Origin of the sequence: Alteromonas sp. C1M14 (assembly GCF_018860965.1) — a bacterium.
In the GTDB taxonomy this organism is placed as follows: Bacteria; Pseudomonadota; Gammaproteobacteria; order Enterobacterales; family Alteromonadaceae; genus Alteromonas.
The window spans coordinates 493,930-519,576 of the sequence record NZ_JAHKQF010000015.1 but is presented as its reverse complement, the minus strand read 5'-3'; the positions used below and the strand labels follow the sequence as shown (position 1 = coordinate 519,576).

Below are 25,647 nucleotides of genomic sequence, written 5' to 3'. Positions count from 1 at the left end.
CCGTTAGGTAAATTTTCGCTGAATGCTAGCAGAGATCAGCATTTTGGCAAGCATAGTTGTTGATAAACGATGAAAACTCAACCAGGAATAGGAGGAGAGACCACAATTTTCTTACCCACACGAAAGTAGGGATAAAGCAGCATGGTTTCGTCTCCCTTCGGGTCGGTGGCATTGATGGCTATGGCATTAAGTTGCTTGTGCCTGTCCGTCGTTACCGTGGCAGCGTAGACAAGCACACTGTAACTTTGTGTGTCTGTGGTGGTATCAATAATACGCCACTGTAGCTGTTCAATGAGATAACTCTCGTTTTGCTCGCCGCTGCGATCATCGGCAAACAAGCACCCTACGCGCCCTTCTTCATAAATGGCAGCAAAGGGATAAAGGGCGCTACAGTGTGGCAGCATAAGCTCACACAAGTGCAGCGATCTGCTTACTAACAATTGCAAGGGTTCGGGCAGATTTTGCGGGTTTGTAATCAAAGCTTGTCCCCTAAAAGATCACATTAGCGACAACAACCATCGCCTGCTTTATAGTAACGGGAAAAAAACACGTGTAGATCAACTTGGCCTTGCGCCCTGCATTCCGCCGGTGTGAAGTAATAAGAGCCGGCTGTTATCAGGGAAATACCCCGTACGTAACATTTCTTTTACTGCAAACATCAATTTACCTGAATACACAGGTTCTATAGGTATTTCGAACTCTGTGGTAAACAGGTTACAAAATTCGACGAGGGAAGAGGGGGCTTTTCCGTAGCCTCCACCATGGTAATCATGTGCAATAGACCAGTTTTTATCGGTGTACTCGCGGGGCAGTAGCCCACGTACCAAGTCCTCAAGATATCCCTTGCCTTTGAGAACTGCAATGCCTATTGCGCTTTGTGGCGGTTTCAATGCGGTAATTAGTCCCGCGAGAGTCGCACCGCTGCCGACAGGAACCAGAACATGGTCGAAGGTTTGAGGATTTTCACTTAGTAGTTCAGCGACCCCTTGTAGCGCCGGTGCGTGACTGCCGCCTTCTGGCACGATGAAAGTATGTGGATATTGCTGATGTAAGTGAGCCAGGTAGCCGGGCTCTGTACGCCTTTGATAGGTTTTCTTGTCGACGAACTGAACCCTTGTTCCCCAGTTTTTAAGATCGTGAAGCATGGGCGTTAGATTGTGTGAGTAGTCGCCTCTTACCATTGCCGTCATGGCAATATTATTGCGCATACATAAATAGGCACAGGCATGGAGATGATTAGAGTAGCCGCCACCAAAGCTCATTATGTGTTTACAGGCAGGTGGAAGGGCACGAAAGGTATACTTTAATTTGCGCCACTTGTTGCCGGAAATAACCGGATGGATGAGGTCATCACGTTTAATGTGCATGGTTACCTTTTCTGCACCTGGCCAGTTAGGTGAAAAGGGAAGCACCGGTGAAGGAAGGGTTAAATTGAGCGCAGATTCAATCTGCATGGCGTTGTTCATGATTTCTCAATACCGAGCAACACAAACCTGCAGCAGGTTTTGTCGTAAAGGTGGAAGATGAACAAATAGTAATAAATGATCATTCACAAGGCAAAAGTGGTAACAATACTCATCAAACCAAATCGTGACATTCATAATGAAATACTGGATTAAACCCTGCATATTCTTGTTTTGCTGTATCTCCCTTTCCGCCTACGGTGAAGAAGGGAGAACTAGCGTAGAGAAGACGGCGAGCTTTGCGCTAAATGATTCTACTAAGGTGGGAAGTACTCGCTTTACGTTTATGTTCTGGGATATTTACGATGCCGTGCTGTATGCCCCCGAGGGCCGTTGGCAAGATCAACCGCCATACGTGCTAACCCTAACTTATTTGCGAGAATTTTCAGGTAGCGATATCGCAAAGCGTTCGATCAAAGAAATGAGTCGGCAAGGCAAGTATGAGGCTGATACCTTATCTCAATGGCGTTCAACCATGACCGACTTATTTCCTGATGTGAATGAGGGCGACAAAATCTCTGGGGTGTTTGACCGCGAAAATGTCACGCATTTTTATTTAAACGGTAATTTACTGGGTAGCATTGATGATAAAGATTTTTCCTCCGCGTTTTTTGCTATATGGCTAGGAGAAAAAACATCAGAACCGAAAATGCGCAGCGAGTTAATTGGAGAGTAAGAAATGGCGAAAGTGACGCAATGGTGGATGGTGCTTGTGGGCGTTTTTATGCTAACAGGATGCGCCCGGTCACTAGAGGGTGAACAATATCAAAACCAACAACCTGTTTTTTCTCTGAATGATTTTTTCAGTGTGCCGGTGAAGGCTTGGGGAATTGTTCAAGACCGTTCGGGCAATGTGATTCAACGCTTTACGGTGGATATCATGCCAAGCCAGCAAGGTAATGTGCTTGTACTCGATGAATCCTTTACTTACCAGTTGGGCAGTGGCCCAGCCTCGAGAACGTGGCGGATAACCAAGATAAATGACGCTACATTTCGCGGTGAAGCCGATGACATTACCGGTTTTGCTACAGGCACCAGTTATGGGAATGCCTTTAATTTTAATTACAGCATGGATTTACCGGTGGGTGATGATACCTATGCGGTGACCTTTGACGATTGGTTCTTTTCGATGGGAGAGGACGCCATGATGAATCGTTCTTACATTAAAAAGTTTGGTATTGAAATGGCAGAAGTGACCATTTTTATGCAACGTCAGCCTCGTTGAGGGTCACCCCCCGTTTTTTTGACGTACCGGCAAACTTATCACCGTGCCAAAGCCACTGCCGGTACATAACGGGTCGTCAACGAACCAGATCTTACCGTAATGCAGCGATGCCACCGCACTTACCATGGCAAGGCCCAATCCATTACCGGGAGTGGTGCGACTTTGCTCTGCGCGGTAAAAGCGTTTTTCTAAATGGCTAAATTGGGCCGCAGCAAGGCCCGGTCCAGAATCGAAAATACCAATAATGACTCGCTCACCTACCACAGACAATTCCACTTTAATTTGGCAGTGCTCGCCGGCGTATTTAATGCTGTTATCCAAGAGGTTGCTTAACGCTTGAAACAGCAAGTGCCTGTCACCCTCTATGGCAATGGGGTGAATATTGGTGGTAATCGATATGCCGATATCGTCTAAAATCGGTTCATACAGCTCGACAATGTCAGTGACCACTAAATCTAATTGCACCTCACTAAACCCGGCACGTTGGCGTTCACTTTCCACATCGGCAATGCGTAGCAGGCTATTGAAGATAGCCAGAAGACTGTCAGCCTCATGTAGGGCATCATCCCGTAAGTGACTGTCGGGTAAACGTTCTAATTTACTGCGTAAGCGAGATAAAGGCGTACGTAAATCATGGGCGATATTATCAGAGACTTGTTTTATATTTTTAACCGAGTTTTCGATTTTCGCTAAGGTGTGGTTGAACACCACGGCTAGACGACTTAAATCATCCCAATTACTGTCAATTTCCATCCGTGCGCTCAAGTTGCCCGTATCCATGATATCGCTGGCCGTGGTGGACATACGATTTATACGATTAACCACATACAAGGCAACTAAGAAGCTAATGATAGCGATGGCTAAAAGCATGACGACAAATAGTCCACCTAGCGCCTGACCAAGAAACTGACGGGTGTAATGGTGTTCCACGTCTTTGCCAATCACTAACCGTAGTTGTCCAAGAGATAAAGAATCAACAAGCACGCGGTGGTGACGGTTAGCGCCATTATCCTGTTCAGGAAGGCGATTAAAATAAACATTAACAGGCAACGCCATTACCGTGGGCCCAGATACATTATCGGTTACAGGTAGCGCGCTAAGGGGGGAAGGAAATATGTTGCCATCAGCGTCTTCTAGCCCAATGAAGCTAGTGGGTTGCAGCGCGGTTAACCGTTGTTGTGCCGAGTGCTTGACGGCTTTTTCACCGCCTAACCGATAAATTTCTTCGAACGCGAACCGTTCCGCTGCCAACGCTTGGCGGGTTTCGGTGATATTATTTTCCGTATCCGCGACGGACCAATAATAAAAAACAAAGAAGATCCCCGTAAAGGACAAGGCCGTAAATAAGATCCCCACCCGAAAGCTTGAACTTCGAGTAAAGGTGCCGATGGCTATCAATCGTGGGTCTCGGCTATGCGGTATCCAGTACCTCGAACCGTCTCAATCAAGGGGATATTAAAGGTACGATCCACCTTCTGCCGTAGGCGACTGATATGAACGTCAATAAGGTTTGTTTGCGGATCAAAGTGATAATTCCATACCCGTTCTAACAGCATACTGCGGGTAACCACTTTGCCTCGGTTACGCAAAAGGCATTCAAGCAGTTGAAACTCTTTGGCCTGCAAATCAATTTCTGTATCGCCGCGCATCACTTTACGGCGCAGTAAATCCAAAGTGAGATCGCCTACACACAGCTTGGTTTCACCGGCATTGTTGGCGCCGCGTCCGGCTAACCCCTCAGCTCTTGCAAGTAACTCTTCAATGGCAAAGGGTTTGGTGAGGTAATCGTTAGCCCCTGAACGTAACCCTCGAACTTTGTCATCTACTTGGCTTTTGGCACTAAGCAATAAAACAGGAAGGTGGGGTTTAACTTCGCGAATGTGTTCAAGAACCGTAAATCCGTCCATTTGAGGTAGCATAATGTCTAGAATCACGAGATCAAAATCGTCTTCTAGCGCTAGGTTTAGCCCGCTGGCACCATCGCTTTTATGGAAACTTGTGTGCCCAGCTGTTTGCAGCCCAGCACTCACGTGAGTGGCAACGGTGTGGTCATCTTCAACGATTAATACTTTCATAATTACAACTCTGTCACCTTAATGCATGTATGAATAAGGAAATCGACTTCCCCATGTATGATTACGGCAACAGGACTGGAAGTTGATCACTTCCATTTTCTGAAACGGTCACATTTTTATCTATATGACATAAGTTTAATTTTTCGTTGGCCGCACAAATCGCTTATCTGGATTATAGGGGGTGAAATCAGTTATTTCCCCTTTTGCCGCGATAACCTGTACCGACCGCCAATATTCTGGGGTCATAAGGTCGCCGTGAAGGGCTTTCAGTATGTCTTTGAATTGCTTTTTGCCAACAATAAAGTGTTCAAATTGCTCTGGGAATACATCGTTTGGTGCCACGGAAAGGGTATCGAGGGCGTAGGGGTCGTCTGATTTGGGCAAGGCGCGGAAATTTCGTTCTTTCATCAAACAAATTTCATCGTAGTCGTAGAAAATCACCCGTCCATGACGGGTAATACCAAAATTTTTGTGCAGCATGTCGCCCGGGAAAATATTCGCTAATGCGATTTGCTTAATACATAGGCCAAGTTCATCAATGGCATGGCGTAGTTTATCGGCATCGGTTTCCTGTTGCAGATACAGGTTTAATGGCGTCATCTTACGCTCTATGTATAAATGTTTAATGATCAGCGCGTCTTCAGTGATCACAAGACTAGAGGCGCAGGTTTCTTCTAATTCCTGCAACAGTTCTGGTGCAATGCGATCTAATGGAAAGCGAAAGTTCACGTATTCATGGGTATCGGCCATGCGCCCCACGCGATCAGACATCTTGACCCGCTTATAACAGTCTTTAACATGTTGTCGGGTAATTTTTTTACTCTCGGCAAAAGAGTCTTTGATGATTTTAAAGACCACACCGTATGAGGGCAGATGAAACACCATCATCACTAATCCACGAATACCGGGGGCCCGTTCGAACTTATCACTGCTGTCTTCCATGTGGGCTAAAAAGTTTCGGTAGAAAACCGTTTTACCGTGCTTGTGGTGGCCCAAAGACATATACAATTCAAAGTGTTTTTTGTTCGGCATCAACTCTTGTAAGAACGAAGCGACTTCCACAGGGTGTTGGGTATCCGCCATAAAATAACTACGGGCAAAACCGAAAATCACCGATAGATCTTGGCGTTCTGTGAGTAAAGCATCCACGTAAATGGCATTGTCTTCGTTTGTATGCAGGGAGATCACAAAGGGCAGGGTTTCATCGGGCATACAAATGCGACCAATTAAGTAGGCCGACTTTCCTCGATAGAACACCGGTTTTAACATTTCCACGCTATAAACACGGGCCAGTTGCTCGGTACTTAGTCGACGACGTAAGGCGGCTTCCAGATGTTGAATGTCGCGGGCTTTATCTTCAAAGGGGGCTTTAAATCGATAGATTTCAAAAATGGCCCCGTACATTTGCGAAACGGTGTGATTGGTATCAAAGCGGTTAACGACCTTATCTCGGTCGTGCCCAGGTAAAAAACAGCGACTAGGGAGCACAAACATTACGCTGTTATCAAAAGATTGGTGGCGGAAAAGCTTGCCAATAATGGAGTTGTAAAAGGTTTCGGCCAATTCAAACTGAGGGTGTGCGCCTAACAACAAGCTGTAGGCGTCTTTCATAGCGCGCCAAAACGCCGGATTTTGCTGGTGGATCTCTACCTGATGATATATTTCGGCCGTGGCTTTTGATACGCAGGTTTCGTAAATATTAATGCGTTCGGTGGAAGCGAGTTGGGTTGCGGCCCATTCACCATTTTCGAATCGTTGCTGGGCACCTCGGGTGATGCGCGTAAACCAGCGGTAACTTTTGTCAAAGTGGGTCAGAATTTGAAATGCGATTTTTTTAGCCAGTCGGGTATCGGTCATTACCATTTCCGTTAAAACTTCTCATCCTAACCCTACCATATCGGTGTGCTCAGTGAAGTCACTGTCATGAATGACCACTATAATCAATTTACACAGTAAACAGAGCAGTAAGGACTAAGGCTTTTTATTAAAGTGAGGGGGAAGTCTTTAATGTTTTAAGGGGTAAAAATGCGGTTGCGCGAAATTGTTGCCGTTGCCGGGGAACGGCGTCGCTTGTTATGGGAGGACGGTTGATGGGCACTGAGTATTTGATGAAAATCTATTAAGTATTCTGATTTTAGACTTGTAGACGTCTATAGTGTTATGATTTACTGTCGCGCAGTCAGCTACTATGAGCTTTGCCATTCTAATAATAATAAGTCTATACAGACTGTCTCTCGCTGTGCCCTGACGTCAGAAAAGACAAAAAATGATCGGATTGCTGCTGTTTAGTAAGCCGAAAATAACACTCAAATCATCCAGGAACACAACTATGCAACAAGACAAGTGCAAAATCCGCACGTTTACTCCGTCGTTGATTGCGGCGGCCATTGTCGGTTTACCGTTATCTTTTGCCTCTTCTTCTGCCTTTTCGCAGACCGAATCCACTGCCGCTTCAGACGAAGATCTGGAAAAAATCCAGATTGTTGGTTCTCGACGTGTCGGTCGAACGATAAATGATTCTCCCGTACCCATTGATATTATTGATGCGTCATCGATTCAGGCAACGGGGTTGACTGAAACCAACATGATCCTCAACTCTTTGCTTCCCAGTTTTAACTTTCCTCAACCTTCGGTTACCGATGGCACAGATCATGTGCGCCCAGCACAACTTCGTGGTTTAGCGCCGGACCATACCTTGGTTTTAGTTAATGGAAAGCGTCGCCATACCAGTGCTTTGGTTAACCTAAACGGCTCTGTCGGCCGGGGATCTTCTGCGGTGGACCTTAACGCGATTCCTGCTAATGCCATCAAACGTATTGAAGTTTTACGTGACGGTGCTGCGGCTCAATACGGTTCGGACGCCATTGCAGGGGTTATCAATATTGTTTTAAAAGACGCCAGCGAAGGCGGTGAAGTATCAGCGACCTATGGCGCTAACGTGACCACCATGGATGGCGTGCCCGATTTAGAAGGCGTAAGCATTGATGATAATGGTGATCTTGCTTTTGCCACGGGATCGGATCGGGAACTGACGGATGGCCAAACACTCACATTGCGAGGCAATATCGGTTTTGAATGGGGTGACGATGGGTATGTGAATGTGTCTGCCGAATACCGTGATCGTGGTGAAGCCAATCGCGCTGATTTTGACCAGCGTGAAAACTATGCACGTGATGAAAATGGCGATCTTGATCCTAGAGAGCTCACCGTTAATCGCTATAACCATGTGTATGGAAACGGCGAAGTTGAAGACTTTGCTTTATTCGTCAATGCCGGCAAAGCCGTCAGTGACGATGTTGAATTTTACGCGACCGCGGGTGCCAGCAAGCGTAACTCTATTGGTGGCGGTTTTTATCGAAGAGCGTCAGACGATAGAAACATTCTATCGATTTATCCTGATGGCTTTTTGCCTTACATCAAAACCGACATAGCAGATACCTCAGTACTGGCAGGGTTAAAAGGTTATGGCGATGTGTGGAACTACGATATCTCAGTTACCCATGGCCAAAACGCATTGGAATACGGCGTAGTAAATAGCCTTAATACATCGTTAGGGCCAGATAGCCCTACAAGTTTTAATGCCGGTGAATTGAAATATAACACTACAGTGGTGAATGCTGATGCCTCTCGTTTGGTAGACACCAAACTTTTCTATAGTGAAATGAATTTTGCTATGGGGGCTGAATATCGCCATGAAAGTTATGAAATTGTCGCTGGCGAAGAAAGCTCCTATATCCGCGGCGAGTATGGTGTGGGCGGAACAGTTAGAGAAGATGAAGATGATGCCTATGGCGCGGCAGGATCCCAGGTATTCCCTGGCTTTACACCGGAATCTGCAGGTGAAAACAGCCGCCACAACTACAGTTTTTATGTTGATGTAGAAGCTGATGTACTGGAAAATTGGAACGTAGCCGTCGCAGGGCGCTATGAAGATTATTCCGATTTTGGCAGCACATTTAACTGGAAAATGTCACATCGTGTGACGGTTACTGAATCCTTTGCCCTTCGCGGTTCAATTTCAACAGGCTTTAGAGCACCGTCGCTGCAACAACAATACTTTACCTCTATCGCTACGGTATTTGGTGCTGATGGCGAGCCGGCTGAAACTGGTACCTTTGCCCCATCCAGTGACGTTGCCTTGTCGTTAGGCAGTCCAGGCCTTGATGCGGAAGAATCTGAGAACTACAGCGCAGGTTTTACTTACTCACCTAACGCTGATTTTAACCTTTCTGTGGATTTCTATCGCATTGACATCGATGATCGCATTGTATTGTCAAATAACTTATCTGGGGATGCTATCGAAGCCTTGTTAGAGGGTTCCGGTGCCACCAGTGCTCGTTTCTTCTTAAATGCCATCGACTCTCGCACCCAAGGTGTCGACATTGTGTCAACCTATACCTTGCGTACTCAAGAGTGGGGAGCGTTTAACTTTAACGCCGGTATTAACTTCAATGATAACGAAGTGACGGATATCATCGAAGCACCGGCTATTTTGGCGGAAGCGGGCTTTGATCAAAGCAACCTATTTGATGATGTTGAGCTACGACGTTTTGAGACCAGTTCTCCTGATAACAAGGTTAACTTAGGCGTTACTTGGAGCTACGACCGTTATATGGTGACATTGCGCACCACTCGTTACGGTGAAGTGGAAGACCCTTCATCCATAGAAGCCCGTAACGAGATTGTACCGGCTGAATGGATCACCGATTTAGACATGAAGGTGGCGGTGACAGACAGTGTGTCGGTCTCTTTAGGTGCCAACAACCTGTTTGATGTTTATCCAGAAGCGACTCGCAACTTAGTGGACGATGTAACGACCTTTTCCAATATCTTCCCTTACTCTGGCTTTTCACCGTACGGCTTCACCGGCCGCTACGTATACGGCAAAATTGCCTATACTTTCTAATACAGTGATATAACAAGTCATACTGACTAAAGCCGAAACGACGTTGTTCGTTTCGGCTTTTTTTATCCAATGTCTTCCCGCAAACTGGCTTTCAACTGGTTGATATTAAATACGTAAAATACCCCATGCCTTCAAATATTTGTTTACTGTATGCTGAAAGGATGACAAATTATTAAAACAGTAACGCGCTGTTCAATTTTTGAGTGCCTATGTATACGGTTTTAGTTGTCGATGATTCACCAGATTCTCTTAGTTTGATAAATGACATTCTTGAAAAAGAAGGGATCAGCACCCTGGTGGCCTTAGAAGGGAATCAGGCCATCACCATAGCAGAACAAATTCGCCCAGATATTATTTTACTCGACGCCATGATGCCTAAATTGGATGGCTTTGAGACCTGTGCCCGATTAAAGCAAAATCGTGAGTTACAGCATATTCCTGTGGTATTTATGACAGGCCTTACCGATTCGGAAAGCACCCTCAAAGGGCTTAACGCCGGTGGCGTAGATTACATCGCTAAGCCGGTGAATCCTGATGAACTGATTGCCCGGATTAAAATTCATGCAAACAATGCTCAAATTACCTCAAGTGCTCAGCAAGCACTGGATTCAATAGGGCAAAATCTGTTTGCCGTTAATCAAGCCGGTGAGCTGCTATGGGCGACCCCACAAACCCATGACTTTCTTACCAATATTCCCCAGGCGGATGATTGGTTTAATGAGGTGATGATACCTGCGGTAAGAACCATTTTGGCTAACGCCGAGTTACAACACAGTGCTCAACCTGTGGATTACGATACCGGCACCTGTGAACTTGCGTTGGTGTCACGGCGAACCAACGGCGATTGTACCTTTAGAATTAATGACGCAGCAGAAACGATATCCGGCGAGGAAAAACTGCGTAATCAACTAAGTTTAACTACTCGGGAATCTGAAGTGTTGTATTGGTTATCTAATGGTAAAACCAACAAGGAAATCGCACAAATTCTGGATATTGGCGCCCGCACGGTGAACAAGCACTTAGAACAGGTCTTTGCTAAACTGGGCGTGGAAAATAGAACCACGGCGGCGGGTATTGCTATTCGTGCGTTAGCCACATAGTGATCGCGTAATCGTTTTTTAAGAACGGAAAATAGCGGCGTATTGGCGTGTATTAAAGCTTACTTCACGTACTTAGGGGGTTCTTTTAAGGGGGGTTATTTTTTCTCGCCGCTATCTTGCAACATTAAGTTATCTAGTTTTTTGATCACCTTTTTAAACTGAATTTGGCTGGCCAGCTGCTTGAGCTCTTTTTTAGCATTCGCTGGTAATTGGAAGCTATCGTCGATGGCATTCAACTTGGTCATGAACCCAGATAAATAGCCTATTTCAGCCATAGACTTAAGGGTTTGATACTGGTTTCGTCCTGCTAATGGTTTATTTTTTGTGTCCAAACTTAAAGCGGCATCTTGGTCTAGATCACGCTCCTTCCAGTCAAGCTCAAGCCACTGGCCCACTTTGTTCATTAGGCTGGCAATATTAAAGGGTTTAGTTAGATAATCATTGTGGTTTTGCTGAGCGCTGTCCTCTACATCTAAATCTCGCACATTGGCTGAAACGATAATAATAGGAAGTTTGTAGCCTTTGTTGCGCACCTGCTCGGCACCTTTCCAGCCGCTGACATCAGGCATTTTTAAATCAAGCAATAACAGGTCTATTTTGTGGCTATCTAATATGCTTAGTCCGTGCTGCACAGAGGCCGCAGTCAGTACGTTAAAGCCAACCGGCGTTAAGATATCCTTCACTAATTGACGCTGGCAGGCTTCATCATCAATGGTAAGAATGTTTTTTCGCGGGCCGTGATAATCGAAAATCAACCTATCCGTTAAGATTGGAGCGCGGTAACTTGAACGCAAGCGCGGTAGCATTAAACTGAGTTTGAACAGACAGCCTTCACCGGGCTTACTGACAAGTTCGATGTCCCCGCCCATTAGCTCTGCCAATGCCCGAGAGATGGTCAGACCCAACCCTGTACCTGGTACGGCTGTGGTAGGGTCAAGCACCCGTTCAAAGGGGTTGAAAACCGTTTCTTGAGCGGCGCAATCGATACCAGGGCCTGTATCTTGGACAATAAACTGGGCCACTTCATTACGATAGAAAATGGTAAAGGAAACCGAGCCAGACTGAGTAAATTTGACGGCATTAGAGAGCAGGTTAATGAGTATCTGACGTAGACGTTGTTTGTCACCGGCTACCATATCTGGAATAACGCTTTGCCGATGGAAATTAAATTGCAGTCCCTTTAATACCGCTTGAGGTTCGAAGGTATCAACCAGTTGTTCTAATAATTGGTGTAACTGAAACTCCTCTCGGTAAACCGATAAGCGGCCAGCTTCCAGCTTGGATACTTCCAACACACTTTCAATAAGATCGCCTAAATGTTCACCGTTGCGCTTCATGGTTTGTAATGAGGTTCGGGCGTTATCTGGCAACCGTGTATCGCTAGCTAACAACTGAGTATACCCCAGCAGGACATTAAGAGGGGTTCTTAGTTCATGGCTAAGACCAGCAAGATAGCGACTTTTGGCTTTGTTCGCCGATTCAGCTTCATCCTTCGCCAATTGATAGGCCAGTGAGGTTTTTTCATGCGCTGCCACCTCTCTAATTAAGGCATTGGTTTGCGCCCGTAGTTCGCTTAATGCTGCGCGGCTATTCAGTCTAGCTACGGTAAATAACCAGCTCACAACGCCAATCATAATGTGTAATAAAATAAATATCTTAAATAAGGTAGCGGCAAAAACAGCCCGCAGCTCGGGCGTGGTGATCGGGATGTGACAATAAATGGAAAACAAAATTGCTGCAGAAATACCGCTTAATACCGTGGTTAGGATTAGGGTTTGAATTAAAGGCTTGATGCGTCTTTTAAGAGGCGTGATGCGGCAATATCGCTTTAACACCCTCAATACACGGGCAAAGAAGGCGGTCTTCTTGTTACAATTATTAGTGCAACAAACATCCAAGTTGCAACAGGAGTGTTGAGGCTTGGTCTGTGCCTGTTTAGTGCGCTTACTCACAAGGTCGCAGCGCTTTTAGATAAACTTTACACATTGGGCAGGGCGATACGTTGGCCGTCGTTTTGTTATAGGCACGGTGACAGGCAGAAGTTTTAGGTTTGAATTGCATAAAAGGTTAGATTCCAGCGACTGAAAAGCACATTTTTGTTTGCTATCGGTGTTAAACAGACGAAATGATTGGCCGAGTTTACCCGTAAATGACTAGTGGCACTATGGGGATAAAGCGAGCATCGTCTACGTTATTTAACGCATTTTTTTCTTTCAGTGATGGAACTGTTTTGGCTGGCGCTAAGTGTGACACACTCTTTAATGAAAAGGGCAATTAAAAGCAATCCTAATGGCGAAAGTTGCTATGTGGCAGATAAGACGTTAGCCCAATAAACGGCATTAAAAAACGCCACAACGTATTGCTACGTGGCGGCGTTTTGCGTGTGTAATGTAACCTAGTGTTGTTTACATGGCGGCTTTAAATATCGCAACCACTTCCTCGTGAGTCGGCTGAATTGGGTTGGTTAAACCACAGGCATCCTGCATGGCATTTTCTGCCAATGTGTCGAAGTCTTCTTCTTTGGCGCCAAGCTCTGCCAGTCCTGACGGAATATTCACACTTTGAGACAGCTTGCGGATAGCGGTAATCGCAGCATCGGCCCCTTCTTTGTCTGCCAAATCATCGACAGCTACACCTAGGGCTTTAGCCACATCTTTTAAGCGGGGTGCGGCTTCTTTAGCATTAAAAGCTTCTACGTGGGGCAACAACACGGCGTTACAAACACCGTGGGGTAAATCGTAAAAACCGCCTAATTGGTGTGCCATTGCATGGACATAACCTAAAGAGGCGTTATTAAATGCCATGCCGGCTAAAAATTGTGCGTAAGCCATTTGTTCTCGCGCTTTCATATTGCCGCCGTTATGCACAGCTTCATGAAGGTTATCGCGAATTAACTCTATGGCTTTAATTGCACAGGCATCAGTAATAGGGTCTGCCGCCGTTGATACATAGGCTTCAACCGCGTGCGTGAGTGCATCCATTCCCGTTGCTGCGGTTAAAGATGGAGGCATGCCTGCCATCAGGCTTGGATCGTTCACCGATAATAGCGGGGTAACGTTTTGATCCACAATGGCCATTTTAATGTGGCGTTCTTGATCGGTAATAATACAAAACCGTGTCATTTCTGAAGCCGTACCCGCAGTGGTGTTAATACTAATTAGGGGCAATTGAGGTTTTTTCGAGACATCCACACCTTCGTAATCGCTAATATGGCCACCATTAGTGGCAACTAACGCAATGCCTTTAGCGCAATCGTGGGCAGAGCCACCACCCAATGAAATCACACAATCGCATTGATTGGTGTGCAGTACATCGAGGCCAGCATTGACGTTTTCAACCGTTGGATTGGGCTGCACACCATCATAAAGGTGATGCTTGATACTTTGTTGGGCTAATAGGTCTTGAACCTGTGCTGTGACACCGAGTTGGGTCATACCAGGATCTGTGACAATAAGTGCTTGTTTAAATCCGTAGTCGGCGATCTGCTGAATAGCATCGTTGAGGGCGTTTTCACCCATAATATTGACGGCGGGAATATAGAATGTGTTGCTCATAGCGGAATCCTCACTGAGAGATTAAAAGTGAAACCCTGCGAACTTGGATTGGCAGTAACCGCTATTTTATGCCTATTAGTGACAGACTTATTGTTTTAGATCAAATAACTACCCGTTATGGCTTTTCATCAGCTCTGAGGCTGTTCGTGCATTTCTCTGTCAGTACCCAATTGGCCAAATAGAGGCCGCCCGTTTTAGTATTGATTACCAATTTTATATACCGCACGGTATGATGGTGTACTTCGCTCTTTGCAAACTTCAAAAGAATATCTGTATGAATTATAAACTAAAAATAAGCTTGTTATTGTTTATAGGCTTAACTTTCCAAGTTGTATCAAACGCGGCAGAGTCCCCCTTAGGGTCGCGCCTATCAAAACAGATCCTTGCCAACACTCAGGTTACCGCCAGCAGCAATTTTGATGAATTTCTCACTCAGTTGATAACGAGGAATCTCGTCGATGAGGAACAGACCCGAATTGTTCGACAGTTTCAAAACAATGAGACATTACAAGGCCACGACTTACATCTAATGCAACGCTTACTTGGCCTTTATACAAGAGCAAAATACGGCCAACAAGCCATGGACACATTGGCAGAGTTGGTGGCAATCCCTACCTTTAGAAACGAAGAGGTGGCGCAGTACGACAACCCTGAGTTTCATAAAATGGCGGATAAGGTCCGTCACATTGCTGAGGACTTCAATTTAGCCTTCAGAAACATCGATGACCGTGTGTATGAGATCTCTCTTGATGGAAGTGGCAATGAAGTTGTGGGTATTCATGCCCATGCCGACGTTGTGCCAGTCACGCCCTCACTATGGGTACTGGATGATGGTACCAAGCTTGATCCATTTAAACTTACGCTGATTGGCGATCGTATGTATGGACGGGGCACCGAGGACGATAAAAACGGCATCGTGGTGACGCTATATGCCATGAAGGTCATTAAAGAAGAAAACCTGCCTTTGCTTCGAAATTTTAAACTACTGGTAGATACTACAGAGGAAAGCACAGGGCAGGCTATACCTTACTACTTCAAATCTAATCCTACGCCAAACTATAACCTAGCACTCGATGGTGGCTATCCAGTTGTTATTGCTGAAAAAGGCTTTGGTATTGTCTTGGCCAACTTTGCCGTACGACCTGCAAAGCAAAATGATGTGGCAAATGCCGAGGTGGTCAACATCACCGGCGGTTTAGCCATAAACCAAATACCCGCAGCAAGTGTGGCCACTATTACCAGTTCGTCACCTATTCAGTTAGCCAGTCGTTTAAATGCCTTAGGTAAGGTTTTCGTGGCCGAAAAGGGGAGTGATTTTTCTATCCTCGCAACCGCTAACTCACAGGGCGTCGAGCTGACCGTAAAAGGGGAGTCTGCCCATTCTTCAGAACCCCAATCTGGCGTTAACCCTGTTTCGAGAATGTTTGTTTTTTTAGACTACGTACAAAGCCAACAAGCACTGTTCAAACCTAATCATATTACCGATGCGGCCAACTACGTGGCGGCAAATTGGGGGGTAAACTACCTTGGACAACCTTTAGGTATTGATTACAACCATGACTTTATGGGGCCATTAACCAATGCCGTTACCTTGGTTAAGCTTGATGACGACCATTTAACCGTAGGGGTGAATTTACGTATTCCCGTAGGGCGCGCAAGTGACGGCCTTAGAAAAGATATCCTTAACAAGCTATCTGCATGGAAGGCGAAGGACAATATAGCGAGCGATTTTACTGTCACACTGCGTGATCCTATGTATCGTAATCCAGAAGGAAAGTGGGTTAATGCGCTATTGGATGTGGCGACAGAAAACCTCGATATGCCGCGACAGTTTGGCGCATCAGCGGGCGGAACCTCAGTGCATAACTTACCCAATGGCGTGCAATTTGGATTGGCTATGCCTGACCAAAAATACACGGGTCATAATGCCAATGAATTTAAACGGGTGGATCAATTTTTAGTGGACTTGCAAATTGTCACTGAAATGATTGCCCGCATTGGCCAAATGCCCAGCTTAGAATAATAAAGCGCATTATTGATTCGATGTGCCCTGTGTCTATGTTTGTTTGGCAAAAGCTTGATGTGCATTGACTCATAGCAAAAGCAAAAGTCGGCTTTTCGGCAAAGGGCAAAGAAAATGCGGGTTAAAGTATGGGCCAGTTGTGATAAAATGCAGCTTCAAAAAAATAAAAACAATAAAAATATATAGTATTCAAACGGTTAAGTTAAAGTGCCGGTGTGCTTTGACCAATATGTTTTGATGCAAAATTACCAGCGACAGAGAAAAATAGATCAACTGGTGGTAGTGGTTTTTTACTAAACCTATGAAAGCAAAGGGATTACCCTAAAGGGCAATGCCTTAGCTAAATAAATAATGATCAAATTTATACATAAATAGCAAAATGTCGGTTGACAGATAGACGTCTATACGGCAAATTGACACTATGAAAGCGATTATTAGCACCACCAGCATGACAATTATTACCACCTCGATGAGGGCGGTCGCTGGTTAGTGCGCATTTGCAAACAAACACCAAAAGCCCGCCCTTCACAAGAGCGGGTTTTTTTTTACACAATTTTGCGTTGTTAAAACAAAATAATACCGAAAGGAGCATTACATGAAAGTCTTAAAGTTTGGTGGATCTTCTCTGGCCGACGCGGTTCGCTATTTGCGCGTCACCGAGATTTGTATGACCACCCACCAAACCGAGGGGGCAGCCGTGGTGCTCTCTGCGCCTAAAGGCGTAACTAACGCCTTATCGCTATTATGCGAACAGGCCGCCCAAGGTGACGATTTTCAACCTCTGTTCCAAAAGCTGACAGACACGGTGCAAGGCATTGCCAATGAACTCAATCAAACACTGGATAATTTTGCCCATCAAGACGTATCCGCTTTTATTGAGACACGTTTAACGACCTTAAAACAGCAATTAGAAGGCATTAAGTTGCTAGGATGTGCGCCAGATAACGTTGCGGCGGGCATTTTAAGCGTAGGCGAATATATCAGCGTTAATTTATTTAGTGCGATTTTGCAAAGCAAAGGCGTAACAAACCAAATTATCGATCCGGTGGAATACGTTCTTGCCCATGGTGACTACCTAGACAGTATCGCTGATGTAGCATTAAGCAAAGCCCGTTTTAGTGAAGTACAAAGTGATGGCTCACAATTGCTGATCATGCCCGGTTTTGTTGCTGTCAATGAAGAGGGAGAGAAAGTCACTTTAGGACGAAATGGCTCTGATTACTCAGCGGCTATTCTTGCGGCTTGTATTAGTGCGCAATGCTGTGAAATCTGGACCGATGTTGACGGCGTTTATAATGCGGATCCAAACCAGGTGGAAGGCGCGGTACTGTTAGATAAACTGACCTATCAGGAAGCCATGGAGTTATCTTATTTTGGGGCTAAAGTTTTGCACCCTAAAACCATCGGCCCCATTGCGCAACACCATATACCCTGTTTGATCCGCAATACCCTCAATCCAGCGGCTCCAGGCACCTTGATCAGTGATGAAGCCAGTGAGAAATGGACATCGGTTAAAGGTATCTCTCAACTTGATGATGTCACCATGTTCAATGTGGCAGGCCCAGGTTTAAAAGGCATGGTAGGCATGGCCAGCCGTGTATTTGGTGTAATGAGTAATGCCAATATCTCCATCAGTTTGATCACCCAATCTAGCTCGGAATACAGCATTAGTTTTTGTATTTTAGAAAAAGATGCACAGCGCGCTCTGCATTTACTTGAAGATGCCTTTGCTTTAGAGCTGCAAAACCAGCTTCTTGATCCCATCGAAGTGCGTAATAAGTTAGCCATTGTTACCTTGGTGGGCGATGGTATGCGTCAAACTAAAGGGTTAGCAGCACGCTTTTTCGCGGCACTTTCTCAAGCACGGGTGAACAACGTCGCCATTGCTCAAGGGTCTTCAGAGCGTTCTATTTCAACGGTGGTAGAAGCAGAAAAAGCGAAAAAAGCTGTCCGTGTTATTCATCAGAATTTCTTCTCTAATCGTCATACTATTGATGTGTTCTTAATTGGTAGCGGAAACGTTGGTACAGAATTACTTAGTCAAATTGCTCGTCAACAGCCCACGTTGCTAAACCGCAACATACAGGTACGGGTTTATGGTATTGCTAACAGCCGCAAGTTGTTACTGAATACCCATGGTATTGATGTGAACAGTGACTGGCAGAGTGAATTAAATCGTGCTGATGAAGCAATGACCCTTGGCCGTCTTAAAGCATTTGTGAATGAAAACTGCTTAGTGAATCCGGTTATTGTCGATTGTACCAGTCACGAAGCTATTGCATCTCAGTATGTGGATATGATGGAGCAGGGCTTCCACGTGGTTACCCCGAATAAAAAAGCCAATACCGATTCCATGGCGTATTACCGCAAGCTACGTAAAACCACACAGACCACCAACCGTCAGTACTTTTATGAAACAACCGTGGGTGCAGGCTTACCGGTTATAGACAACTTGCAGAAGTTGTTTGCTGCCGGTGATGTGTTACACCAGTTTGAAGGTATTTTGTCCGGAAGCTTGTCTTATGTATTTGGCAAATTAGAAGAGGGCATGACACTGTCTCAGGCTACGGCCGCGGCGAAAGAAAACGGCTACACAGAGCCAGATCCCAGAGACGATTTAAGTGGTATGGATGTGGCCCGCAAGCTGTTGATCATGGCTCGAGAGGCGGGTTTATCGTTAGAGCTTGCAGACATAGATATAGAATCTGTGTTGCCTGAAGGGTTTGCTGAAGGAGCCTCCATTGATGAGTTTATGGAAAAACTACCCGAACTGGATAATGGGTTCAATGAACGGGTAGAAGCCGCCAAAAATAATGATTGTGTGCTGCGTTATATCGGCAGTATTGAAGGCGATAAATGTAAAGTTACCATTCAAGCTGTGCCCCTTAGTCATCCTCTGGCGGCGGTTAAAGATGGCGAGAATGCCTTGGCCATCAGTAGTGATTATTATCAGCCTATCCCGTACGTTATTCGTGGATACGGTGCCGGTGGCACAGTAACCGCAGCAGGTGTATTTGCTGATATTTTACGTACCATGCCGTGGAAACAGGCCGCGTTGTAATAGGAATGGGTAGTATGAAAACAACACGTGTATACGCGCCGGCGTCAATCGGCAATGTCAGCTTGGGGTACGATGTACTGGGGGCAGCATTAGCGCCAGTAGACGGTACAGAATTAGGTGATGTGGTTGAAGTAAAAGATGCTGATGTCTTTTCTCTCACAGCAACGGGCCCGTTTGCTCACAAATTACCGCCTGGCGAAGACAACAATATTGTCACGCTTTGCTATGCGCATTTTATGGAAGAAATGGTAAAGGCGGGTAAGTCTGTTCATCATGTTGGGATGACATTGCATAAGAACTTACCTATCGGCAGCGGATTGGGCTCTAGCGCCAGTTCTATCGTTGCAGCGTTTGAAGCCTTGAACGTGCACTTTGATCGTGCCTTTGATGATAATCAACTGTTGTTGATGATGGGCGAGTTAGAAGGTCAGATTAGCGGCAGCATTCATTATGATAATGTGGCACCGTGTTTTCTCGGTGGCATGACGCTCATGACCGGTGATAACGGGAAAGTGACGGTTTCTTTGCCCGTGTGTCCGTCATGGTATTGGGTTATCTGCTATTCTGGGATCAGCGTATCTACGTCGGCGGCAAGAGATATACTGCCAAAAGACGTGGATATGGCCACGGCGCTGTCATTTGGACGTCAGCTAGGCGTGTTTGTGCATGCACTTCACAGTCAAGACTACCCCTTAGCGGCCAGTGTGATGAAAGACGTCATTGCCGAGCCTTATCGCAAATCTCTGTTGCCAGGGTTCGATGACGCCCGATCTTTTAGTATGACAAAAGGGGCTTTAGCATTCGGAATTTCCGGCTCGGGTCCTACTGTGTTTGCGGTATGCGATAATGCAGAAAACGCCGAATTAATACGTGAGTGGCTGCAAGCTAATTACGTACAGAATGAAGATGGATTTAGCCACGTTTGCCGTATTCCGGAAAAAGGAACGGTAGAGCAGCAAGTGAAAGAATAAAGGTATCCCAAAGTGGAATTAGTTAATTTAAAAGTAGCATCAGACACCGCATCCTTTGCCGAAGCGGTAAAGCGGGGACTCGGACAAAACCAAGGGCTGTATTTTCCCACCAATGTGCCAAAGTTGGCCGATGTGGACAGCTTGTTGGAAAAGCCCTTTGTTGAACGTAGCATTGAGGTGTTAACGGCCTTAATTGGTGATGAGCTAGGTGAAGGTACCATTGAGAGTATCGTACAAGATGCATTCACCTTTCCAGCACCGGTTGTTAGCGTGAGCGACAATGTCGGTACCCTGGAATTGTTCCACGGTCCTACCTTGGCATTTAAAGATTTTGGTGGGCGTTTTATGGCGCAAACACTGGCTAGAATTAGCAAAGGTGAGCCCATTACTATTTTAACTGCGACATCGGGAGATACCGGTGCTGCAGTCGCTCATGCTTTTCATGGCATCGAAAATATCAATGTGGTGATTTTGTTCCCTAAAGGCAAAATTAGCCAGCTGCAAGAAAAACTGTTTACCACTTTAGGCGATAACATTCATACCGTTGCCATCGAAAGTGATTTTGATGCCTGTCAGGCTATGGTTAAACATGCCTTTGATGATCCGGATGTACGGGAAGGCTTGCACCTTAACTCTGCTAACTCTATTAATATTAGCCGCCTGCTTGCTCAGGTTTGTTATTACTTTGAAGCGGTAAGTCAGTTGACTGCAAAGCAACGGGAAGAGTTAGTTATTTCAGTGCCTAGCGGTAATTTTGGTAACCTAACGGCGGCTATGATTGCTAAGTCTATGGGGTTACCCATTAAACGTTTCGTCGCCGCGACCAACCTTAACGATACCGTACCTCGCTATTTAAAAACCGGTGAATGGGATCCGAAAGCCACCATCGCAACCATGTCTAATGCGATGGACGTGAGCCAGCCTAATAACTGGCCACGTATTGAAGCATTGGTAGAGCAAGGGTATGTGGATAAGTCTTGCTTGCGCGGAGAGTGTGTTGACGAAGAGTATACTCAACTTGCCATGCGGCAGTTGGCACAACTCGGTTACACCAGCGAACCCCATGCAGCGATTGCCTATCGTGCACTCAATCATGACCTGGCAGATAACGAATACGGGTTATTTTTAGGTACGGCCCATCCAGCTAAATTCCGTGAAACCGTTGAGAACGTGTTAGGGCAACCTTTAAGCCTTCCTCAACCGTTGGTGGCGTGTTCTAGTAAAGAAAGTCAGGCTGTGCCATTACCGGCCGATTACGAGGCGTTAAAAGCGCATATGTTCTCAATTTTAAAATGAGTTCATGGGACGATGTGCTGAGCCCTGAAAAGGCTCAGCCCTACTTTAAAACACTGTTGCAAAACGTACATGAGGCCCGTCAGCGAACCACCGTATTTCCCCCACCAGAAGATGTGTTTAATGCCTTTACCCTAACACCGTTAGAACAAGTGAAAGTGGTGATTTTAGGGCAGGATCCTTATCATGGCCCAGATCAAGCGCATGGTTTGTGCTTTTCTGTAAAAGGTGATGTCAAAATCCCTCCATCTTTAAGAAACATCTATAAAGAATTGACTACAGATATACCCGGGTTTACGCCCCCTTTGCATGGCAATCTTGTGCCTTGGGCAAAGCAGGGGGTGTTATTGCTAAATACCGTACTGACGGTAGAGCAGGGGAAAGCCAACAGTCATGGAAAATATGGCTGGGAACAGTTCACCGATGCAGTCATTGAAGGGGTTAATACGCACAGAAATGAGGTGGTGTTTCTACTATGGGGAAGCCATGCGCAGAAAAAAGGGGCAAAGATAGATCGCCAGCGTCATTTGGTGTTAACTGCGCCGCATCCTTCTCCGCTGTCTGCCCACAGAGGATTTTTTGGCTGCAAGCATTTTAGCCAAGCCAATCGATGGTTAACAGAGCACGGGCAACAACCTATTGACTGGCAGGTATAAAACACCCTTTAACCGGCGGTAACCTTTCTATATTAAAGGCACACCGGTGCAAGCCACAATAAGTTGTGAAGCAGAATAAATGAAAACGGCCACCTGATACAGGTGGCCGTTTCACATTTTATCTTTCCATTGTTTCGAGTTCGTATTCGAACCCACAATCAATTTCTGCCAGTTCTTTTTCTAGACGGAAGCGGTCTTGCAGTGCTTCGATTTCTCTCCATTTTCGCTTTTTCTTACTTTTGGTTTTTGCCGGAGTTTCTTCAATATTTAACATCGCAAACAGATCTGACTTATCCACTAGGATCTCCTTTTATACCACTAACAACAAGTGCCAGAATTGAATGTTACCCATCCATCTGGTTACTTTTGTATCACAGCTGTCACAAGAATAGAATAATAAAATTTACTTTTTATTAACAAAATGTGACAGTTGGATGACAAAATGTGGATTTGTCCAATGAAAACGGCCAGTAAAAACCGGCCGTTTGTCAGATGCACTGTTTTGGCTAAATGCCAAACGTTATTCCTTAATCTGGTGCATTGGCGTTTCTGAAGCGGCGAATGAGTTGTTGGGTTGAAGCATCGAAACTGTCGTCGTTTACTTTACCCTGAATTCCGTCAAGGACTTGATTTCCAAGTACTTTTCCTAATTCAACACCCCATTGATCAAAGGAGTTCACCTGCCAGATAACGCCCTGGACAAATACCTTATGTTCATACATTGCAACCAGCGCGCCAAGTGTGAACGGATCCAGCTTTTCAAACATAATGGTGTTGCTAGGTTTGTTGCCAGGCATGGTTTTATGCTGGGCCAGCGCCTTACGTTCATCTTCCTCTAGCCCTTTTCCGTCTAAGTCGGCGTAGCATTCTTCAAAGGTTTTACCTTGCATTAATGCTTGAGTTTGGCCAAAGCAGTTTGATGCCAACATAGCATGATGGGTATCGTCCTGATTAGGCACATGCAGCGGTAACATAAAGTCAGCAGGAATAATGGAGGTGCCCTGGTGAATGAGCTGATGGAAACTATGTTGTCCATTGGTGCCTTCACTTCCCCAAATAATCGGTCCGGTTTGCCAGTCAACCACCTTTCCGTCCATGGTGACTTGCTTACCATTACTTTCCATATCCAACTGCTGTACATAGGCAGGCAGGCCACGTAAATAATGGTAGTAAGGCAGTAACACATGGGATTGAGCATCGAAGAAGTTGCGATACCACACACCCAACACCGCTAAAATAACCGGCAGGTTGTCCTCGAAGGGCGTTTCGCAGAAGTGTTTGTCCATTGCATGGGCGCCATCTAGCAAGCCTTTGAAGTTGTCAAAGCCCAATGCCAGACAAATTGGCAAACCAATAGCAGACCATAGGGAATAACGTCCGCCCACCCAATCCCACATAGGGAAGATGTTTTCTTCTGCGATACCAAACTCGGTGGCCGCTTTAACGTTAGAAGAAACCGCCACGAAGTGTTTAGCGATATCTTCTTGGGTTCCACCTTGTTTAAGGAACCAAGCTTTTGCACTTAGGGTATTTTGCAGGGTTTCTTGGGTGGTGAAGGATTTTGATGACATCACAATAAGGGTTTCTTCGTGATCCATCAAAGAGAGTACATCGTGAATATGACAACCATCAACGTTAGCCACAAAATGCACTTTTACTGCATCGTGGGTGTATGGCTTTAACGCTTCGGTCATGATTTTAGGACCGAGGAATGAGCCACCAATACCAATGGCTACCACGTGTTTAATCGGCTTACCGGTATAACCCTTGTGTTCACCTGAATGAATTGTTTGGGTAAAGGCTTCCATTTTCTCAAGGGTTGCCATGACTTCAGGCATCACATCTTTGCCATCTACCATCACAGGTTTGCCACTGAAGTTTCTTAACGCAGTATGCAGTACCGCTCGGTTTTCCGTGGTATTAATTGTGGTGCCGCCAAACATGGCGTCGCGATGGGCTTCTACGCCTTGTGCTTTAGCCAATGCAAACAAGGTTGAAAGGGTATCTTTGGTTACTCTGTTTTTCGAGTAATCTAAAAATATGCCACAGGCTTCTGTTTGCATGCTGTCGGCGCGAGAAGGATCGGCTTCGAACCAGTCTCGCATATGGGTATTTTTTACTTCTTCGGCGAGCTTTGAAAGATCGGCCCAAGCAGCTTGTTGTGTTAAATCAGTCATAATATTTCCTGCAACTAAAACAAAACTGGCCTTAAAGGCCTAGTTTTTCTTTCAACATGGTTTCCAATTTTACCTGGTCAGCGGCAAAATTGCGGATCCCTTCGGCCAGCTTTTGGGTGGCCATGGCGTCTTCGTTCATATCCCAGCGAAAAGCGATTTCATCAAGCTTTTCTGCTGGTGTGGAAGACGCGCCCTTGTCCTGCAATTTAGCCGTTAATGGCGCTGTGGTATTTTTTAACTCTTCCAATAGTTGTGGACTAATGGTGAGGCGGTCACAACCGGCTAGTGCCTGAATTTCACCAATGTTGCGGAAGCTTGCGCCCATTACTACCGTGCTAAAACCATGCTCTTTGTAGTAATTATAAATACGGGTCACTGAAATCACGCCGGGATCTTCTTCTGCGGTGTAGTCTTTTACATCCGTATTGGCTTTATACCAATCCAAAATACGACCTACAAAAGGAGAAATAAGGAATACACCTGCTTCTGCACATGCTCTGGCTTGAGCAAAGCTAAACAATAGCGTCAAGTTACACTGAATGCCGCGCTGTTCCAGTACTTCGGCAGCTTTGATGCCTTCCCAGGTTGAGGCAATTTTGATCAGGATACGGGATTTATCGATCCCCTCATCGTTATACAGTTCCACTAACCGTTCTGCTTTTTTTATGGTAGCTTCAGTGTTGAATGATAAGCGCGCATCCACTTCGGTGGAGATCCGCCCAGGAATCAATGCTGAAATCTCTTTGCCGATGGTAACGGCTAATTTATCTGAAGCATCGATAAGCTGCTGTGCTGGATCTTGAGATTGCAACTTTGCCCAGGCAACCGCATCGTCAATGTATCCTGCGTATTCTGGAATACTGGCAGCTTTAAGCATAAGTGATGGGTTAGTAGTGGCATCTACCGGTTGGTATTTTTTTATCGCCTCAATATCGCCGGTATCGGCAACGACGGTAGTAATTTCACGCAAAGCGTCTAATTGATTGCTCATCGTTTCTCTCAAAATAGGTGACCTAATTAAACGAATAACACACAGCCTGACCGGTTGTGCGTTTACAGAATATGATGGTTGTAATATTTTTAACAACCACAATGTAGGGTTAGTATGTCTGGACATTAAAACCAGATCGAATTTGCTAAATT

19 protein-coding genes are annotated in these 25,647 nt (G+C 45.6%); 9 read left to right on the top strand and 10 right to left on the bottom strand.

The annotated features are described in order from the left end of the window. Positions 1 to 77: 77 nt before the first annotated feature. Both KO501_RS14655 and KO501_RS14650 read right to left on the bottom strand, forming a co-directional pair. Positions 78 to 404 carry a hypothetical protein gene (locus KO501_RS14655; protein WP_252728431.1) on the bottom strand — a complete coding sequence of 109 codons (327 nt, stop codon included), beginning with the start codon at positions 402 to 404 and terminating at the stop codon, positions 78 to 80. 153 nt (positions 405 to 557) lie between these two features. Beyond that, positions 558 to 1,466 (bottom strand): pyridoxal-phosphate dependent enzyme, encoded by a 909-nt coding sequence (locus tag KO501_RS14650; RefSeq protein WP_216030407.1) that lies wholly within the window; start codon positions 1,464 to 1,466, stop codon positions 558 to 560. A gap of 136 nt (positions 1,467 to 1,602) precedes the next feature. Here KO501_RS14650 and KO501_RS14645 point away from each other — a divergent pair, with 136 nt between their 5' ends. Both KO501_RS14645 and KO501_RS14640 read left to right on the top strand, forming a co-directional pair. Next, positions 1,603 to 2,139, top strand: coding sequence for a chalcone isomerase family protein (locus KO501_RS14645; RefSeq protein WP_216030406.1), 537 nt, complete (start codon positions 1,603 to 1,605; stop codon positions 2,137 to 2,139). A 3-nt stretch (positions 2,140 to 2,142) separates the two neighbouring features. Further along, positions 2,143 to 2,688: a DUF3833 domain-containing protein gene (locus KO501_RS14640; protein ID WP_216030405.1), complete on the top strand. Its 546-nt coding sequence runs from the start codon at positions 2,143 to 2,145 to the stop codon at positions 2,686 to 2,688. Positions 2,689 to 2,691: 3 nt separating this feature from the next. Here the strand turns inward: KO501_RS14640 and KO501_RS14635 are convergent, their stop codons facing one another. The 3 genes from KO501_RS14635 to aceK all read right to left on the bottom strand — a co-directional run bounded on the left by KO501_RS14635 (position 2,692) and on the right by aceK (position 6,620). Next, positions 2,692 to 4,086 (bottom strand): HAMP domain-containing sensor histidine kinase, encoded by a 1,395-nt coding sequence (locus tag KO501_RS14635; protein WP_216030404.1) that lies wholly within the window; start codon positions 4,084 to 4,086, stop codon positions 2,692 to 2,694. After that, positions 4,083 to 4,763 carry a response regulator transcription factor gene (locus KO501_RS14630; protein ID WP_216030403.1) on the bottom strand — a complete coding sequence of 227 codons (681 nt, stop codon included), beginning with the start codon at positions 4,761 to 4,763 and terminating at the stop codon, positions 4,083 to 4,085. The genes KO501_RS14635 and KO501_RS14630 overlap by 4 nt, the downstream gene beginning before the upstream one ends. A gap of 135 nt (positions 4,764 to 4,898) precedes the next feature. Next, positions 4,899 to 6,620 carry a bifunctional isocitrate dehydrogenase kinase/phosphatase gene (aceK, locus tag KO501_RS14625; protein ID WP_216030402.1) on the bottom strand — a complete coding sequence of 574 codons (1,722 nt, stop codon included), beginning with the start codon at positions 6,618 to 6,620 and terminating at the stop codon, positions 4,899 to 4,901. Between the two features lie 472 nt (positions 6,621 to 7,092). Here aceK and KO501_RS14620 point away from each other — a divergent pair, with 472 nt between their 5' ends. Beyond that, positions 7,093 to 9,669 (top strand): TonB-dependent receptor, encoded by a 2,577-nt coding sequence (locus tag KO501_RS14620; RefSeq protein ID WP_216030401.1) that lies wholly within the window; start codon positions 7,093 to 7,095, stop codon positions 9,667 to 9,669. Between the two features lie 209 nt (positions 9,670 to 9,878). Continuing rightward, the gene (locus KO501_RS14615; RefSeq protein WP_216030400.1) at positions 9,879 to 10,769 is read left to right on the top strand and encodes a response regulator; all 891 of its coding nucleotides are present in this window, start codon (positions 9,879 to 9,881) and stop codon (positions 10,767 to 10,769) included. A gap of 95 nt (positions 10,770 to 10,864) precedes the next feature. Here the strand turns inward: KO501_RS14615 and KO501_RS14610 are convergent, their stop codons facing one another. Both KO501_RS14610 and yiaY read right to left on the bottom strand, forming a co-directional pair. Continuing rightward, on the bottom strand, positions 10,865 to 12,391 hold the full coding sequence (locus tag KO501_RS14610; RefSeq protein ID WP_216030399.1) for an ATP-binding protein: 1,527 nt from the start codon (positions 12,389 to 12,391) through the stop codon (positions 10,865 to 10,867). Between the two features lie 783 nt (positions 12,392 to 13,174). Beyond that, the gene (gene yiaY, locus KO501_RS14605; RefSeq protein WP_216030398.1) at positions 13,175 to 14,323 is read right to left on the bottom strand and encodes an L-threonine dehydrogenase; all 1,149 of its coding nucleotides are present in this window, start codon (positions 14,321 to 14,323) and stop codon (positions 13,175 to 13,177) included. A gap of 274 nt (positions 14,324 to 14,597) precedes the next feature. On the opposite strand from yiaY, the gene KO501_RS14600 reads away from it, so the two are divergent. The 5 genes from KO501_RS14600 (at position 14,598) to ung (ending at position 22,327) form a co-directional block, all read left to right on the top strand. Continuing rightward, complete coding sequence (locus KO501_RS14600; RefSeq protein ID WP_216030397.1) at positions 14,598 to 16,346, top strand: dipeptidase; 1,749 nt, start codon at positions 14,598 to 14,600, stop codon at positions 16,344 to 16,346. Positions 16,347 to 16,941: 595 nt separating this feature from the next. Further along, positions 16,942 to 19,407, top strand: a complete 2,466-nt coding sequence (gene thrA / locus KO501_RS14595) for a bifunctional aspartate kinase/homoserine dehydrogenase I (protein WP_216030396.1) — start codon at positions 16,942 to 16,944, stop codon at positions 19,405 to 19,407. Between the two features lie 14 nt (positions 19,408 to 19,421). Then, a complete protein-coding gene (gene thrB, locus KO501_RS14590) occupies positions 19,422 to 20,378 on the top strand; it encodes a homoserine kinase (protein ID WP_216030395.1) in 957 nt (318 codons plus the stop codon). Positions 20,379 to 20,390: 12 nt separating this feature from the next. Beyond that, positions 20,391 to 21,674 carry a threonine synthase gene (gene thrC / locus KO501_RS14585; protein ID WP_216030394.1) on the top strand — a complete coding sequence of 428 codons (1,284 nt, stop codon included), beginning with the start codon at positions 20,391 to 20,393 and terminating at the stop codon, positions 21,672 to 21,674. After that, positions 21,671 to 22,327 carry a uracil-DNA glycosylase gene (gene ung / locus KO501_RS14580; RefSeq protein WP_216030393.1) on the top strand — a complete coding sequence of 219 codons (657 nt, stop codon included), beginning with the start codon at positions 21,671 to 21,673 and terminating at the stop codon, positions 22,325 to 22,327. The genes thrC and ung overlap by 4 nt, the downstream gene beginning before the upstream one ends. A gap of 118 nt (positions 22,328 to 22,445) precedes the next feature. On the opposite strand, the gene KO501_RS14575 is transcribed toward ung, so the two are convergent. From KO501_RS14575 to tal, 3 genes are all read right to left on the bottom strand, one after another. After that, the gene (locus KO501_RS14575) at positions 22,446 to 22,625 is read right to left on the bottom strand and encodes a DUF3545 family protein (protein WP_216030392.1); all 180 of its coding nucleotides are present in this window, start codon (positions 22,623 to 22,625) and stop codon (positions 22,446 to 22,448) included. Between the two features lie 229 nt (positions 22,626 to 22,854). Then, a complete protein-coding gene (gene pgi, locus KO501_RS14570; protein WP_216030391.1) occupies positions 22,855 to 24,504 on the bottom strand; it encodes a glucose-6-phosphate isomerase in 1,650 nt (549 codons plus the stop codon). A 31-nt stretch (positions 24,505 to 24,535) separates the two neighbouring features. After that, positions 24,536 to 25,495, bottom strand: coding sequence for a transaldolase (tal, locus tag KO501_RS14565; RefSeq protein ID WP_216030390.1), 960 nt, complete (start codon positions 25,493 to 25,495; stop codon positions 24,536 to 24,538). Positions 25,496 to 25,647: the final 152 nt, after the last annotated feature.